14 protein-coding genes and 1 pseudogene are annotated in these 16,529 nt (G+C 59.9%); 14 read left to right on the plus strand and 1 reads right to left on the minus strand.

What is annotated here, in order from left to right:
* Window positions 1-69 precede the first annotated feature (69 nt).
* From CSK29544_RS15815 to CSK29544_RS15875, 14 genes and pseudogenes are all read left to right on the plus strand, one after another.
* Window positions 70-1,479, plus strand: coding sequence for a cytochrome ubiquinol oxidase subunit I (locus CSK29544_RS15815; protein ID WP_004387119.1), 1,410 nt, complete (start codon window positions 70-72; stop codon window positions 1,477-1,479).
* A complete protein-coding gene (cydB, locus tag CSK29544_RS15820; protein ID WP_007891513.1) occupies window positions 1,479-2,489 on the plus strand; it encodes a cytochrome d ubiquinol oxidase subunit II in 1,011 nt (336 codons plus the stop codon). The genes CSK29544_RS15815 and cydB overlap by 1 nt, the downstream gene beginning before the upstream one ends.
* The gene (locus CSK29544_RS23200) at window positions 2,489-2,626 is read left to right on the plus strand and encodes a DUF2474 domain-containing protein (RefSeq protein WP_004387121.1); all 138 of its coding nucleotides are present in this window, start codon (window positions 2,489-2,491) and stop codon (window positions 2,624-2,626) included. Before cydB ends, CSK29544_RS23200 begins: the two co-directional genes overlap by 1 nt.
* Before the next feature lie 122 nt (window positions 2,627-2,748).
* Complete coding sequence (locus CSK29544_RS15825) at window positions 2,749-3,318, plus strand: TetR/AcrR family transcriptional regulator (RefSeq protein ID WP_007891516.1); 570 nt, start codon at window positions 2,749-2,751, stop codon at window positions 3,316-3,318.
* A 1-nt stretch (window position 3,319) separates the two neighbouring features.
* Window positions 3,320-3,652 (plus strand): SMR family transporter, encoded by a 333-nt coding sequence (locus CSK29544_RS15830; RefSeq protein ID WP_171965389.1) that lies wholly within the window; start codon window positions 3,320-3,322, stop codon window positions 3,650-3,652.
* 407 nt (window positions 3,653-4,059) lie between these two features.
* The gene (locus CSK29544_RS15835) at window positions 4,060-5,463 is read left to right on the plus strand and encodes a glycoside-pentoside-hexuronide (GPH):cation symporter (protein WP_007891520.1); all 1,404 of its coding nucleotides are present in this window, start codon (window positions 4,060-4,062) and stop codon (window positions 5,461-5,463) included.
* A 12-nt stretch (window positions 5,464-5,475) separates the two neighbouring features.
* Window positions 5,476-6,996, plus strand: coding sequence for an arabinosylfuranosidase ArfA (gene arfA, locus CSK29544_RS15840; RefSeq protein WP_007891521.1), 1,521 nt, complete (start codon window positions 5,476-5,478; stop codon window positions 6,994-6,996).
* Window positions 6,997-7,109: 113 nt separating this feature from the next.
* Window positions 7,110-8,297, plus strand: a pseudogene (locus CSK29544_RS15845) (carbohydrate porin).
* A 146-nt stretch (window positions 8,298-8,443) separates the two neighbouring features.
* Window positions 8,444-10,060 (plus strand): TIGR04028 family ABC transporter substrate-binding protein, encoded by a 1,617-nt coding sequence (locus tag CSK29544_RS15850; protein ID WP_029039406.1) that lies wholly within the window; start codon window positions 8,444-8,446, stop codon window positions 10,058-10,060.
* Complete coding sequence (locus CSK29544_RS15855; RefSeq protein ID WP_029039405.1) at window positions 10,060-11,004, plus strand: ABC transporter permease; 945 nt, start codon at window positions 10,060-10,062, stop codon at window positions 11,002-11,004. The genes CSK29544_RS15850 and CSK29544_RS15855 overlap by 1 nt, the downstream gene beginning before the upstream one ends.
* Entirely contained in the window at window positions 11,004-11,852 is an 849-nt protein-coding gene (locus CSK29544_RS15860; protein ID WP_007891528.1) for an ABC transporter permease, read from the plus strand. Before CSK29544_RS15855 ends, CSK29544_RS15860 begins: the two co-directional genes overlap by 1 nt.
* Window positions 11,852-13,462, plus strand: a complete 1,611-nt coding sequence (locus CSK29544_RS15865; protein WP_029039404.1) for a dipeptide ABC transporter ATP-binding protein — start codon at window positions 11,852-11,854, stop codon at window positions 13,460-13,462. The genes CSK29544_RS15860 and CSK29544_RS15865 overlap by 1 nt, the downstream gene beginning before the upstream one ends.
* Entirely contained in the window at window positions 13,459-14,508 is a 1,050-nt protein-coding gene (locus tag CSK29544_RS15870) for a putative FMN-dependent luciferase-like monooxygenase (protein WP_007890919.1), read from the plus strand. The genes CSK29544_RS15865 and CSK29544_RS15870 overlap by 4 nt, the downstream gene beginning before the upstream one ends.
* The gene (locus tag CSK29544_RS15875) at window positions 14,505-15,599 is read left to right on the plus strand and encodes an alkylhydroperoxidase domain protein (RefSeq protein ID WP_007890917.1); all 1,095 of its coding nucleotides are present in this window, start codon (window positions 14,505-14,507) and stop codon (window positions 15,597-15,599) included. Before CSK29544_RS15870 ends, CSK29544_RS15875 begins: the two co-directional genes overlap by 4 nt.
* Window positions 15,600-15,626: 27 nt before the next feature.
* On the opposite strand, the gene CSK29544_RS15880 is transcribed toward CSK29544_RS15875, so the two are convergent.
* Window positions 15,627-16,445: a Cof-type HAD-IIB family hydrolase gene (locus tag CSK29544_RS15880; protein ID WP_004385861.1), complete on the minus strand. Its 819-nt coding sequence runs from the start codon at window positions 16,443-16,445 to the stop codon at window positions 15,627-15,629.
* Window positions 16,446-16,529: the final 84 nt, after the last annotated feature.

Below are 16,529 nucleotides of genomic sequence, written 5' to 3' on the forward strand. Positions count from 1 at the left end.
TCTGTTTCTGCACGTTCGTGCTGCCCCGGATTACCATGATCGCGGACAACATTATGTCATGAGGTTTGCATGTTTGGTTTAGATGCGTTTCATCTGGCAAGGATTCAGTTCGCCTTTACTGTTTCTTTCCACATTATTTTCCCCGCTATAACTATCGGTCTCGCCAGCTATCTGGCGGTGCTGGAAGGGCTGTGGGTGAAAACAAAAAATCCGGTATGGCGCTCGCTGTACCATTTCTGGTCGAAAATTTTCGCCGTTAACTTCGGGATGGGCGTGGTCTCAGGCCTGGTGATGGCCTATCAGTTCGGTACGAACTGGAGCGGCTTTTCACAGTTTGCGGGCAGTATTACCGGCCCGCTGCTGACCTACGAAGTGCTGACCGCCTTCTTCCTGGAAGCCGGTTTCCTCGGCGTGATGCTGTTTGGCTGGAATAAAGTCGGCCCCGGCCTGCACTTTTTCTCCACCTGCATGGTGGCGCTCGGCACGCTGATTTCGACCTTCTGGATCCTCGCCTCCAACAGCTGGATGCACACGCCGCAGGGCTTTGAGATCCACAACGGCCAGGTGGTGCCGGTGGACTGGGTGGCGGTAATTTTCAACCCCTCCTTCCCGTACCGCCTGCTGCATATGTCGATAGCGGCGTTTTTAAGCAGCGCGTTTTTTGTTGGCGCGTCTGCCGCCTGGCATCTGCTGCGCGGCAACGATACGCCCGCGATTCGCCGTATGTTCTCTATGGCGCTGTGGATGGCGCTGATAGTCGCCCCCATTCAGGCAATGATTGGCGATATGCACGGGCTGAATACGCTTAAGCATCAGCCCGCCAAAATCGCGGCCATTGAAGGCCACTGGGAGAACCCGCCGGGCGAGGCGACGCCGCTGACGCTCTTTGGCATCCCGGATATGGACGAAGAACGTACCAAATACGCGCTGGAAGTACCAAAACTCGGCAGCATTATCCTGACCCACAGCCTTGATAAACAGGTGCCGGCGCTTAAGGAGTTCCCGAAAGAAGATCGGCCGAACTCCACCATCGTGTTCTGGTCGTTTCGCATTATGGTGGCGATGGGGCTTTTAATGATCCTGCTTGGCGTAATCAGCGTCTGGCTGCGCTACAAGAACCGCCTCTACACGTCTCGCCCCTTCCACCACTTCGCGCTCTGGATGGGCCCGGCCGGGCTGATTGCCATTCTCGCAGGTTGGGTAACGACCGAAGTGGGCCGCCAGCCGTGGGTCGTGTACGGGCTGCAACGCACCCGCGACGCGGTCTCCGGCCACGGCGACCTGCAGATGAGCCTGAGCCTTATCGCCTTTATCGTGGTTTATACCTCCGTCTTCGGCGTCGGCTACAGCTACATGGTACGACTGATTAAAAAAGGGCCGCAGCCGCTGGATGATATCCCTTCCAGCACCGACGGCAGACCCGCGCGTCCGCTGTCGGCGGCAGGCGAATCTCTGGATAGCGCAGAGGAGAAAGCGTAATGGGTATCGATCTCTCCATTATCTGGTTCGTGATTATCGTCTTCGCCACGCTGATGTATATCGTGATGGACGGCTTTGATCTCGGCATCGGCATTCTGTTCCCGTTTGTGCGTGACGGTCACGACCGCGATGTGATGGTTAACAGCGTGGCCCCGGTGTGGGACGGCAACGAAACCTGGCTGGTGCTGGGCGGCGCGGGCCTGTTCGGCGCGTTTCCGCTGGCCTATGCCGTTATCATCGACGCGCTGACCATTCCGCTGACGCTGATGCTGATTGGCCTTATCTTTCGCGGCGTGGCGTTTGAGTTCCGCTTTAAAGCGACGCCCGCCCACCGGCCCTTCTGGGATAAGGCGTTTCTGAGCGGCTCGATCCTGGCGACCTTCTGCCAGGGCGTGGTGGTGGGCGCGGTGATTAACGGCTTTAAAGTCACAGGCCGCACCTTCAGCGGTTCCGCGCTCGACTGGCTGACGCCGTTTAACCTCTTCTGCGGCGTGGGGCTGGTGGTCGCCTATGCGCTGCTCGGCGCAAGCTGGATAGTCATGAAGAGTGAAAACCAGCTGCACCACAATATGCGTCGCCTCGCGCGTTCGCTACTGCTGGCGCTGCTGGCGGTGATCGTTATTATCAGCGCCTGGACGCCGCTCGCCCATCAGGCGGTTTCCGATCGCTGGTTCACGCTGCCTAATCTCTGGTTCCTGCTGCCGGTGCCGGTACTGGTGGCGCTGTTCAGCCTCTGGCTGTGGCGCAAGCTTGCGGACTCTGAGAGCCACACGCTGCCGTTCGTGCTGACGCTGGGGCTGATTTTCTTAGGCTTCAGCGGGCTTGGCATCAGCATCTGGCCTCACATCATTCCGCCTGATATCACGCTTTGGGAGGCCGCCGCGCCGCCGGCAAGCCAGGGCTTTATGCTGGTGGGCGCGCTGCTGATTATCCCGATAATTCTGGTCTACACCTTCTGGAGCTACTACGTGTTCCGCGGCAAAGTTCAGCATGGGGAGGGCTATCACTGATGGAACATCACGATTCGCCGCGCTGGAAAAAGCTGCTGTGGCTGGTGGTCATCTGGTCCGCGAGCGTTCTGGCGCTCGGCGCGGTCAGCATGGTGTTGCGCTTGCTGATGAGCGCCGCCGGGTTAAAAACCCACTAATCTTCTTTCAGGCCAGCCTTCGCGCTGGCCTTTCTTTCCCCCGTCGCGTTTAACTCCCGTTTATTGAAAGTTGTCTGCACGGGCGATACGATTAAACAATCCATCCAGACGGATTGTTTATTATGAGCAAAGCACATCATCGTTCAAAATCACCCGAGGCGCTGCGCCAGACGCTGCTGGAATGCGCCGCCGGGGTTATCGCCGAGCAAGGTCTGACGGGCCTTACGCAGGAAAAAGTCATTCGCCGCGCCGGGATCAGCAAAGGCGGTTTACAGCACCACTTCCCGACCCGCCAGGCGCTGGTGGACGGCGTGATGCACCACCTTGAACAGGCGCTGTTGGAAGAGATCCAGACGCTGATGGCTCAGGATCCGAACCCGAACGGTCGCGCCACACGCGCTTATATTCATGCCTGTGTCAGAAAAATGCCGGACAGTGAACAGGCCATGCAACGCGCGCTGATGACGGCGATTTTCGCCGACCCGGCCCTTCAGCAGCGCTGGGGCGTCTTTCTGCGGGACGCCCTGCCGCGCGACGACGACGAACACGCCTCGCCTGAGAAAACACGGCGTCGGCTGCTCTGCCGCATGACGGCAGATGGATTCTGGTTTGCCGCGCTCTGCGGCGACCACACGGTGCCGCCTGACGATCGGGCGGCGTTAATCGAAACTCTACTGGCAATGACGGAGTAACATCATGACCTGGCTGCTGCTCTCTGTGGCGATTGTGTGTGAAGTAATTGGCACGACGTTTTTAAAGCTCTCTGAAGGCTTTACCCGTCTGCTGCCGACGCTGGTGACAGCGCTGTGTTACGGTATCGCGTTCTGGTGTTTAAGCATCACCATGCGCACCATTCCGACCGGCATTATTTACGCTATCTGGTCTGGCGTCGGTGTTGTGCTGATTGGCGTGGTGGGCTGGATTTTTCTCGGCCAGAAGCTCGATCTGCCCGCCATGCTCGGCATGGGGCTGATTATCGCGGGCGTACTCGTGATAAACCTGTTCTCCCACGCCGTCGCGCATTGATTTTCCGCCGGGCACAGTTGCCCGGCCATCGCGTTTTCTTATTATTACCCCCTGCCTGACCTGAATTTATCGCCCTTTCAACCTAAGGATAATCCTAAGCCGGGGAATAGTTATTTATTACGCATAAAAATAAAGGCTCAGTATTATTAAGCCTATAAGCGCAGCGGCAAATAAATATATCATTTGAAATTTCCGCGACTATTCCGTGAAATGATAATCACCATAAGAAACCAATTATCTCGCCGCGCTTATTTTCATTCGAAATAGCGGTATGTATTTTTTTGTCATTTATATGGATGGGAAGCGGTATTTATAAAATATAAAAAGCGCGCCACATCGCACCGGGTATTCCTCCGCTACCTTATGCTCACCCTGGCTTTCAGGTATTTCATTCAACGAGGTTTATCATGGTGCAGCAATCAGCAGTGCTGGATAAAGTGACGCCTGCCCAGGACCGACTGACGGTCCGGGAGAAATTAGGTTTCGGATTTGGTGATGCGGCCTGCAATATGAGCTGGGGGCCGGTAACCATGTTTTTAACCTGGTTTTATACCGATATATTTGGCTTGAACGCCGCCCTTATCGCCACAATGTTTTTAGTGGTGCGGCTGCTCGATGCGTTTATTGATCCGGTCATTGGCGCGCTGGCGGACCGTTACCCGACCCGCCACGGCCGTTTTCGCCCGTGGATCCTCTACGGCTGCGTGCCTTTTTGCGCCATCTGTATTTTTGCGTTTTATACGCCGGATTTAAGCACTGGCGCGAAAGAGATATACGCTTTCGTCACCTATTTGCTGCTCTCCATTCTCTACAGCACCGTGAATATTCCTTACTGCTCGCTTGGCAGCGTGATCACCGCGAACCCGGTAGACCGCGTGGCCTGCCAGTCCTATCGCTTCACCATGGCTAACAGCGCCGTGCTGCTCTGCTCTCTGACGCTGCTGCCGCTGGTGGATTATCTTGGCGGCGGCAACCAGCAAAAAGGCTTTTTTATTACCAACGCGATGTTCTCGGTTATCGGCCTGTGCCTGTTTTTACTCTGCTTTTTTAATACCCGCGAACGCATTATGCCGCAGCGCGAAAAGCAGGAAAATATCGTGCGTAATTTCCGCTCGGCCTTTAAAAATGACCAGTGGCTGATGGTCGTCGCCGGGATGTTTATTGGCTGTATTCCGGCGTTCGTCTGTGGCGGCGCGACTATCTATTTCACCAAATATTTAATGCATCTCGATAACACCATGACGACGCTGTTTATCAGTATTGGCGTGGTCGCCTGCGTGCTCGGTAATCTCGCGACGAGTTTCGTCACCCGTTATATTTGCAAAGTGAAACTGTATATCGCGGTGGGTTTTATTACGGCCGCCATTTCCGTCGTGATTTATTTTATCGACCCGCAAAATGTGATGCTGATCTTTATTCTGAATACGCTGCGCGCGTGGATTGGCGCGATTACCGTTCCGGTATTCTGGTCGTTTATCGCCGATGCCGACGATTATGGCGAATGGAAACTCAAAAAACGCATGTCCGGTATTTATGCCTCCGGCAACCTGTTTGCGCTGAAAGTGAGCCTCGCCATCGGCGGTGCCATTACCGCGCTGGTGCTTTCCGCCACGCATTATGTTCCTGAAGCCGCCGTGCAGGCACCCGCGACACAGCAGGCCATTATGATGCTGATTACTTTTATTCCGGCCATCGGCGGCGTACTGACCTCCACCATTTTCCTGTTTTATAAGCTCGACAAAAAGACGATGCAGAAAATTCAGGATGACCTGAGCGTCGGCAAATATGCCAGCGATGCCGCCCTTCGTTAATAAGGAGACGTTATGACCACGCTTTCATTTACGCTCGACCCGCAGAACGTGATTTCCGCCATCGACCCGCGCCTGTTTGGCTCGTTCATTGAACATCTGGGCCGCGCGGTCTATACCGGCGTCTATGAGCCTGAGCATCCGCTCGCGGATGAGGACGGGTTTCGTAAGGACGTGATTGATCTCGTCAAAGGGCTGCACGTCACCACGGTGCGCTACCCCGGCGGCAATTATGTCTCCGGCTTTAACTGGCGCGACAGCATCGGCCCGAAAGCAGAGCGCCCGGTGCGCCTCGATTACGCCTGGATAAGTAAAGAGACCAACCAGTTTGGCATTGATGAGTTTGCCCGCTGGTGCGAAAAAACCGGCGTCGAGCCGATGATCGCCGTGAACCTTGGCACCGGCACGCCGCAGGAGGCGGGCTATTTCGCCGAGTACTGCAACCACCCCGGCGGCACCACGCTCAGCGATTTGCGCATTCAGCACGGACGCCGCGAACCGTATAACTTCCGCCTGTGGTGTCTTGGCAATGAGATGGACGGGCCGTGGCAGACCGGGCAAATGAACGCCCGCGAGTATGCGCATAAGGCGCGCGAAACCGCGAAAATCCTGCGCTGTATCGACCCTAAGGCGCAGCTGGTGGCGTGCGGCAGCTCCAGCTCGGCGATGACGACCTTCCCGGAGTGGGACCGCATCGTGCTGGAGGAGCTGTACGATTACGTCGATTTTATCTCCTGTCACCAGTATTACGAGAACGAAGGCAGCGAGACCGATTTTCTCGCCTCGTTCGTCAATATGGATAATTTCATCGAAACCATCGTCAGCACCGCCAATTATGCCAAAGCGGTGCGGCGCAGTAATAAAGAGATGATGATTTCCTTTGACGAGTGGAACGTCTGGTATCTGCGCGGCGATCCGTGGGACGCGCCGATGAAAGATCCGGCGAACCGCTTCCGTGAGGCCCCACCGCTGCTGGAAGACCGCTACTCGTTCCTCGACGCGCTGGTGATGGGCGGCCTGCTCTGCTCGCTGCTGAACCACGCCGACCGGGTGAAAATGGCGAGCCTGGCGCAGCTGGTGAACGTCATCGCGCCGATTTTCACCGAGCCTGGCAAAGGCGCGCTCTGCCAGACGCTTTACTGGCCGTTTGAGATGGTCGCGAGCGTCAGCGAGGGCGTGGTGCTGCGCCACCAGCTGCCGGTGCCAACGTTTGCGAGCAAATATGGCGACGCCCGCAGCGTTCAGTCGTCAGTGGTGTATAACGAGGCGCGCGGCGAAATTTATATTTTCGCCGTGAACTGCGATTTCACTACCGCTTATGAGCTTGATATCAACCTGCCCGCCTTCAGCGACTGCCGTCTGAAAGAGCACAGCGTGCTGCGCAGCGACGATCTGTACGCGAAAAACACTTTCGACGATCCGAACCGCGTGCGCCCGGAGATTATCGATTACCCGCACGGCAGCCTGCGTGAGAACACGCTCACGCTCGCGCCGCTGACCTGGAACCGTATCACGCTGTCGGTCCCCCGCGCGTAAAGGAGAACGCCCCGCGCGTACGGAATAAAACCTCTGACAGGCCCACACCGCCGTTTACGAACGGCGGTAAGGCCGCCTTATGCCCAAAAACTGACAACAATAAGAGAGACACGATGAAAAAGATGATGGTACTGCCCTGTGTGTTCAGCCTGCTTGCGCCCTGCGCGATGGCGGAAATGAAAGTGAATACGCCGCAGGGCGATCTGAAATTCTAAGGCGACGTGGAGTTTAACGTCGATGCGGCGAGCCGCACCGGGCAGCTTACGTCGCTGCGCACCTCTGACGATAAAGACTGGAAACCGGGCGACCATGAAAAATGGGATGTCAACGGCCGTATTCTTTTGGGCGTGGATGGTTACCGCGAGAAAAACGGCAATTTCGCAGGCTTCACGGTGCAGCCGCTCGCGGATCTGTCGGGGCATACCAATCTTGATGACGCGGCGTTTTACTTCGGTCAGCCGCAGGCCTGGAAAATCAAGGTCGGTCGTTTTGAAGCTTACGATATGTTCCCGCTCAATCAGGACACCTTTATTCAGTATTCCGGCAACACCGCGAACGATATTTACGGCGACGGCTTCGGCTACGTCTACATGATGAAAGAGGGCCGCGGGCGCAGCAGCAACGGCGGCGCGGTGCAGTTCAGCGGCGAATACGGCAACTGGTATTTCGAGCTGAACAATATGGTGAAAGACGGCACCACGCTGTTTGCCGACGACACCTATCACGGCAACGCGCTGGAGAATAAAAAGAACGTTATCTATATGCGCCCGGTGGTTGCGTGGCGCGACGACCACTTCTCCGCCGCCGTGGCGATGGAAACCAACGTGGTGAGCAACGCTTACGGCTATAACGACGCCCAGGGGCGTTTTCAGGATCAGTCAGACCGCACCGGCTATGGCGCGACCTTCACCTGGAACAGCCTGAAGAACGATCCGGACGACGGTACGGTGATTAACATCAATACCGCGTATATGGACGCCGATGACGAAACCGACTTCAGCGCCGGGGCCAACGTGCTGTGGCGTCATCTGGAGCTTGGTTATATCTACGCGCACAACAATATTGATGACTTCAATATGTCGAGCGTCGGTGAAGAAGACGGCCAGCTGAAATACCCCGGCAAATATGACATTCACACCGTGCATCTCTCCTACGGCTTCACCAACGTGATGGATATGGACAACTTCAATATCTACCTCGGCGCTTACTGGTCGCAGCTGTCTCTCAAAGAGAGCGACTACGATAACGAGGGCGATAAAGACCGCTACGGCGCACGCGTGCGCTTTAAATATTTCTTCTGACGCCCTCGCCCCTTCGCGCCCGCGGAGGGGCCAAATATATTTTCCGCATTTAGATAGCGATTTTTGTTGGTTCTCATCCCCGACGCCCTGCGTTTTTATAACGTCGACAGACAGTTAATAACAACGGACGATAAGGGACATTCACCATGCACTTTTCCATTACCGCGCGCGGCGTGGCGCTCGGCCTCGCGTTTGGTCTGATCAATACGGCAAGCGCCGCGCCGGTGAAAGGCGGCACGCTGATTTATCTGGAGCAGCAGGCGCACACCACGCTCTACCCGCCCGCAGGGGGTTTTTACCCCAACGGCGGCATCCTGAACCAGATAACCGATAAGCTCACCTGGCAGAACCCGAAAACGCTGGAAATAGAGCCGTGGATAGCGCAGTCCTGGAGCAGCAACGCGGATAAAACCGAATACACCTTTAAAATCCGCCCCGGCGTGACGTTTTCTGACGGCACGCCGCTTGACGCCACTGCCGTGGCCAAAAACTTTGATACTTACGGGCTTGGCAATAAGGCACAGCGCCTGCCGGTTTCCGAGGTGATTAACAACTATCAGCGCAGCGAAGTCGTCGATCCGCTGACCGTGAAGTTTTATTTCAGCAAACCCTCGCCCGGTTTTTTACAGGGCACCTCGGCGATTGGCTCCGGGCTGGTGTCGCTCAGTACGCTCGCGCGCAATCTTGATGAGCTTGGCGACGCGCGCCATATCATCGGCTCCGGCCCGTTTGTAGTACAGAGCGAGACGCTGGGCCGCGAGGTGAATCTTATCGCGCGTAAGGATTACCGGTGGGGGCCGCAGAACAGCGCGCAGCAAGGCCCGGCGAATCTCGACGGCATTAAGATCGTGGTGACGCCCGAAGACAGCGTGCGCATCGGCGCGCTGCTGGCAGGCCAGGCAGACGCCATTCGCCAGGTGCAGGCGTATGATGAAAAACAGGCGGCGGATCAGCAGTTCCCCATCTATGCCGCGCCGACCCGCGGCGTCAATGACAGCATCGCCTTTCGCCCCGCCAACCCGCTGGTGGCTGACCTGAAAGTGCGCCAGGCGTTGCTTCACGCGACCAACGCGCGCCAGATTGTCGATACTCTCTTTTCACCGAACTATCCGGTCGCTACTTCTGTGGTGGCGAAAAGCGCGCCTGGCTATCGCGATTTAAGCGCCAGACTGACCTTTGACCCGGCGCTTGCGAACCGTCTGCTGGACGAAGCGGGCTGGCAAAAAGGCGCGAACGGGATTCGAACCAAAGCGGGACAGCCGCTGAGCCTGACCGTCTATGAATCGCTGCCGCAGCCGCAGAATAAAGAGGTGCTGCAACTGGTGGCGCAGCAGTGGAAACAAGTGGGCGTGCAGCTCAACGTGCGCGCGGGCGACGCGGGCACCAAAGCGCAGGACAGCCTCGATCCGGCCAAAACGCCGGTTAACGTGGTGGAAGTGGGCCGCGCCGATCCGGACGTCATCAAAAGCCAGTTTCACCCGTTAAACCGCGACGCGCTGCTGCAAAAAGGCGGCCTGAGCCAGAAAACCGATTTTATTGACGACAAGCTTAATACGCTTCTCACCACCATCGCCTCGGAGGTTGACCCGCAAAAACGTCTCGCGGCAGCGGGCGACGCGCAGGCGTATCTCATTGATAACGCCTACATCATTCCGATTTTCGAAGAGCCGCAGGTCTACGCCGCCGCGCCGTGGGTAAAAAACCTCACGTTTGAAGCGGTGGGCCGTCCGAGCTTTTACGGCGTCTGGCTGGAGAAACACTGATGGACGGGCGTTATCTCGGCGCGCGCGTCGGTCAGGCGCTGCTGGTGCTGTGGGCGAGCTTTACCGTCTCGTTTGTGCTGCTGCAACTGCTGCCGGGCGATGCGATCGCCATTAAGTTTCAGAACCCGGAACTGGGGTTAAACGCCGCCCAGATAGCGCAGATGCGCACCGCCTACGGCGCGGACGCGCCGCTGTGGCGGCAATATCTGGAAAGCCTCGGCGGCGCGCTGCGCGGCGATTTCGGCTTTTCCCTTCAGGCGGGCGTCCCGGTGAGCGCCCTGCTCGCCGCCAGCCTCCCCGCCACGCTGCGCCTTGCCGCGCTCGGGTTTACGCTGGCGCTGGTGATCGCCGTCCTGCTCGCCGCGCTCTCCACGCTGAGTTACGGGCGCGCGCTGCGCCGGACGTTCGCAGCGCTGCCGTCGCTGTTTGTCGCGGTGCCGACGTTCTGGCTTGGGATCACGCTTATTCAGCTTTTTTCTTTCCAGTGGCGGCTGATCCCGGTGATTAATCCGGGCTTCTGGGAGGGGCTGATACTGCCGGTGATGACGCTTGCAGTACCCATCAGCGCCCCGCTGGCGCAACTGTTGATTCGCAATATTGACGTGGTGATGCACCAGCCGTTTGTCACCGTCGCGCGCGCCAAAGGCACCAGCCACCGCGGCGTGCTGTGGCGTCACGTGGCGCGCAACGCCCTGCTGCCGGTGCTGACCGTCGCGGGCCTGCTGCTGGGTGAACTTATTGCCGGCGCGCTGGTGACTGAAACCGTGTTTGGCTTAAACGGGCTCGGACAACTGACCCGCGACGCGGTGAATAATCAGGATCTGGCGGTGTTACAGGCTATTGTGCTGGTGGCGGCGCTCGGGTTTGTACTCATCAATCTGCTGGTGGATCTGCTCTATCCGCTGCTCGATCCCCGGCTGTCACTGTCGCGGAGGGCCGCCTGATGACCACACTTGATCTCTCGCATGTCCGGGCGCGCCGCACGCGCTTTCTGCGTCGCCCGCCTCTGCCGCCAGGGCTGGCGCTCGCCTGGCTTACGCTGTTGCTGGCCGCGCTGTGGGCGCTCTTTCCGTCCCTTTTCACCGCGTATGATCCACTTACCGGCACGCCGGGCGCGCAGCGTCTGCCGCCAGGGGCCGAACACTGGCTCGGCACCGATCAACTGGGGCGCGATCTTTACGCCCGGCTGGTCTGGGGCGCGTCGCATACGCTCAGCGGCGCGCTGGTGGCTGTCGCGCTGGGGCTTGGCGCCGGCACGCTCTATGGCGTCGTCGCCGGTGCCGCGGGCGGGCGCACCGAGCAATGGCTGATGCGACTGGTGGATGTGCTGCTCGCGATCCCCGGCCTGCTGCTGGCGCTGTGCGTCATTATCCTGCTCGGTTTTGGCACGGTCAACGCCGCGCTGGCGGTGGGCGTCACCTCGGTGGCGAGCTTTGCGCGTCTTGCCCGCGCCGAAGTCGTCCGCGTGCGGCATACCGATTATGTCGAGGCGGCGATCGCCTGCGGCGGCACGTTCTTCAGCACGCTGTGGCGACATATCCTGCCCAATTCGCTGACCTCGGTGCTGGCCTACGCCGCGCTCCAGTTCGGCAACGCCATTCTTGCGCTTTCCACGCTGAGCTTTCTCGGTTACGGCACGCCGCCGCCCACGCCGGAATGGGGGCTGCTCATTGCCGAAGGGCGCAACTATCTCTCAACCGCCTGGTGGCTCACCACCTTCCCCGGCCTTGCGGCGATCGCCGTGGTGCTGGCCGCCAATACCCTCAGCCACTATTACACCCGGAGAGCATGATGAGCGAACCTGTACTGGACGTGCGCAATCTGAGCCTCGGCTGGCGTCACGGGCGCGACGTGCGCCGCGTGGTTCATAACGTCTCTTTTTCCGTCGCTCCCGGCGAAGTGCTGGCGATTGTCGGTGAATCCGGCTCCGGCAAGACCACGCTCGCGCAGACGATTATCGGGCTTGCGGGCGAAAACGGCGTCTGGCTGGGCGGGGATATTCACCTGAACGGCGAAACGATAACCCACGCGAGCGAGCGGCGGATGAACGCGCTGCGCGGCAAAGTTATCAGCCTGGTGCCGCAGGACCCCGGCAGTTCGCTGAACCCAGTGAAAACCATCGGCGATCAGGTCGCGGAGGTGTTAGCGCTTCACACCGGGCTTAGCCGTCGCGCGCGTGACGCGGAAGTGGTGGCGCTGCTTGCGCGTGTCGGGCTGAGCGAACCGGCGCTGCGGGCGAGGCAGTATCCGCACCAGCTCTCCGGCGGTATGAAACAGCGGGTGCTGATCGCCATTGCGCTGGCGCTGAAGCCTGCGCTTATCATCGCCGATGAGCCCACCAGCGCTCTGGATGTGACGGTGCAGGCGCGCATTCTCGATCTGCTGGATGAACTGCGTCGCGACGCCGGTACCGCCGTGCTGTTTATCACGCACGATCTGGCGCTCGCCGCCTCGCGTGCCGACCGGCTGCTGGTGTTTCGTCATGGCGAGATCCAGGAAATTGGGAGTGCGGCGCAAATCACCCACGCGCCGCGCGCGGCCTATACCCGGCAGCTCTTTGCCGACGCCCCGGCGTTCGCCGACGGTTTTCGGACGCGCCCGGCGCGAAATGGCCCGCCGGCTGCGGAGATCCGCGCGCTGACACAGCGTTTTACGCTCGGCGGCGGCCATACGCTGACCGCGCTGGATGCGGTAAACCTGACGCTGGAGCGCGGCATGACCCATGCGCTGGTAGGCGAATCCGGCAGCGGCAAAACCACGCTGGCGCGCATTTTGCTCGGCTTTCAGACGCCTGTCAGCGGCACGGTGACGGTTAATGGCAACGATTACGCCACGCTCAGCCGCGAGGCGCGCCGCCCGCTGCGCCAGACGATTCAGATGGTGTGGCAGAACCCGTTCTCGTCCCTCGACCCGCGCCAGAGTCTGTTTTCCATTATTGAGGAGCCGCTTCGCAACTTTACCCGCCTCTCCCGCGCCGAGCGGCGCGAGAAGGTGTATGACATGGCCGCGCGCGTGGCGCTGCCTACTGCGCTGCTGGCGCATAAGCCGCATCAGCTCTCCGGCGGCCAGCGTCAGCGCGTCGCGATTGCGCGGGCGCTCATCCCTGGCCCGCAAATCGTCATTCTTGATGAGGCGACGTCAGCGCTGGATGTCACCGTACAGGCGCAGATCCTGTCGCTGCTTGAAACCCTGCAGGATGAGCTCGGCCTCACCTATCTATTTATCTCCCACGATCTGGCGACCGTGCGCCGCTTCGCGCATCAGGTCTCGGTGCTGCGCGCCGGAAAGCTTGTGGAGCATGGCGATGTCGCCACGGTCTTCCGCGCGCCGCAAAACGACTACACGCGCCAGTTGCTTAACGCCATTCCGGCGCCCCGCCCGTTGAATAAGGATGTCGCATGACCCAAAAACGCTTAGGTTTTTTCACCCGCCTGCTGGACCGCGTCAGCGCGGCCGAGCGCTACCGCCTCGCCACCGAGCAGATCCTGCACGCCGAGCGCAGCGGTTTTGACACCGCCTGGGTGGCGCAGCATCACTTTCATGAAGCGGAAGGCGGGCTGCCCTCGCCGCTGCTGTTTTTAGCGCACGTGGCGGCGCAGACCCGGCGCATCCGGCTCGGTACGGGGATCATTACGCTGCCGATGGAATCGCCGCTGCGCGTGGCGGAAGACGCCGCCGTGCTGGATCTGCTTAGCGGCGGGCGCGTGGAGCTGGGGCTGGGCTCCGGCGGCACGCCCTCCTCGTTTCCGCCGTTCGGGCTGCAAAGCGAAGAACGTGGCGAGGCGTATGGGCGTCATCTGGCGTTGTTGCGCGCGGCGCTGAACGATGAGCCGCTGGCGGGCACCGATAATCATCTCTACCCGGCGGCGCGCGGGTTGCGCCTGCGGCTCTGGCAGGCGACGTTTTCAGTGGACGGCGGCGCGCGTGCCGGACGCGCCGGTGACGGCCTGATGCTGTCACGCACCCAGCCACGCCCGGCGGGCGAGCCGGATATGCCGCTGGACGCGCTGCAAAACCCGATTATCGACGCTTATCTCGATGCGCTGCCCGCAGGCGTTGCGCCGCGCATTATGGCCTCGCGCACCGCGTTTGTGACGGATAACAGTGACGACGCCCGCCGCTTCGCGCAAACCGGGCTGGCGGCCCAGGCCGCCCAGTTCCGCGCGCAGGGCCACCGGCTTACGGGCGAGACGCTGGAAGATTATATCGCCGCGTTCGATGTGCATCTCGGCACGCCGCGGGAAACGCTCGCCACGCTGTCGCACGATACGGCGCTCGCACGCGCCACCGATCTGTCGTTCCAGGTGCATTCCATCGATCCGCCGCACCCGTTTATCTTGCGCTCCATCTCACTGCTGGCGCAGCAGGTGGCCCCCGCGCTTGGCTGGAAACAGGCCGCACCTGGCGCTGATGTCTCCACCCTTAACCCGATCAAGGAAACCTTATGACCCGCTCGTCCGATCTTCTCGATACCCTCGCGGATATCACGCCCGGCTCCCCGCTGGCGCTGGCGCGCGCCACCCGCGACGCCGCGACGCTAAATATTGCCCGCAGCCGCGAGGCGCTGTTTAACGGCGCAAGCGATCTCACCCGTGCCGAGCGCCTGCATCTCGCCCGCGAGGTGGCGCGCTGGCATGAGGATGAGGCGCTGTCTGCGCATTATTCGGCGGCACTGCAAGACGAACCGGCACCGCCCGCGCGTCTCTCCGTCGCGCTCGGCCATGCGGAGATCCTCACGTTTCATCCGGTGCAGGCGACCGCGCAGGAAATCGCGGCGCTGACGGAAGCCGGATTCAGCGAAGAAGCCATTGTGACGCTCGCGCAGGTGGTGGCGTTTGTGAGCTTCGAGAGCCGACTGCTGCGCGGCTACCGGCTGATTAACGGCGGGCGCGTGGCGGGCGAAACCGCCATTCCGCCCGCAGGCCGCTGGCATACCGCGCCCACCACGCAGAGCGGACAATCTGCACCCACCGCCTTCACGCAGGATGAACTGGGCTGGGAGCCGTGGCTTGCACCGAAACCGTTCGCCGCCTTCAGCCCGGATGAGCAGGAGACGCTGCGCCGATTCGGGCATCAGGATTCCGGGTATTTCCGCCTGCTGGCACGTAACCTGCCCGCACTGGAGGCACGGACGCTCACGGACAAAGGCATTTTCTACACCCCAGGCGGGCTGGCGCGGGCGGAGCGCGAGCTGGCGGCGGCGGTCGCGAGCAAAGTGAATGGCTGCATTTACTGCGCCTCGGTCCATGCCCGTAAGGCGAGTCAGCTGTCGAAAGATAACGACGCGGTGCAGCGTTTGCTGGAGGTGGCGCCGGGCGGGAGCCTGAGCGCGGGGCAATCGGCGCGCTGGCAGGCGATTATCGATTTCAGCGCGGCGCTGTCGGCCACCCCCGCCACGGCAGGTGCTGCGCACGTGGCCGCGCTGCGTGAGCAGGCGTTGACCGACCTGGAACTGCTGGATCTGGTGCAGGCCACGGCGTTTTTCGCCTGGGCCAACCGGCTGATGCTGACGCTCGGCGAGCCTTTTATTCCGGCCTGATCTGCCGCCGGGCGCGTGTGTGCCCAGCTACGGCGCGTTAAACGGGCTGTGGTGGTTCAGCACAGCGTCAATCACCTGCAGCGCGCCGCTCTGGTTGTTGGAGCCGGTCGCATAACGCGCGGTCTCTTTCACTTCGGCCGCCGCGTTATCCATCGCAAAGGAATACTTCACCAGACGCAGCATTTCGAGGTCGTTGGCGCTGTCGCCCACCGCCACGCAGGCGTCTGGCGTAATATTCCAGCGCGCCATCAGACGCTCAAGGCCGCTCGCTTTGTGCGATCCGGGGATAATCAGATCCACAAAACCGTAGCCGCTGGTGACCGGCTTAACGACACCTTCCAGCTCGTTATGCAGGTTTTCAATCAGCGCCGGGATCTGGTCATCCGGCAGGTTAAGCGAGAATTTGAAAATGACGTCGTCGATATCGAGCAGGTTCTCCACCGGCTTCAGGCGGTGATAGTGCTTTGACATCAGGCTGATGAACGCCTCCGGCGCGCCCGCCTGGTAATACGCGCTCGCAAGCCCGCAGACCACATAGTTGAAATCGCCCTGTTCCGAGAGCGTTTTCACCACCTGGTGATACTGCTCGCGGGTCAGCTCGCCGTGATGAATGCGTTCGCCGTGGTCATAGACCAGCGCGCCGTTTTCGGCCACAAACGCTATCTCGTCTTTGATCTCCGGGAAGAATGAGATGAGCTGGTAATACTGGTTACCGCTCGCCACCACGAATTTAATGCCTTGCTGCTTCAGCGCCGCATACTGCGTTGTAAATCTTTCTTTATCGTACTGTTTGTTATCGTTAAGAAAGGTGCCGTCCATATCTACTGCGATGAGCTGAATTTTCATACTGCCTCATTGAGTCATTACCACATAAGCGGCTCATGCTATCACTGTTTCATGCAGATTCCATATGAGTAAAGGCCTAATCAT

The organism is Cronobacter sakazakii (assembly GCF_000982825.1).
GTDB lineage: Bacteria > Pseudomonadota > Gammaproteobacteria > Enterobacterales > Enterobacteriaceae > Cronobacter > Cronobacter sakazakii.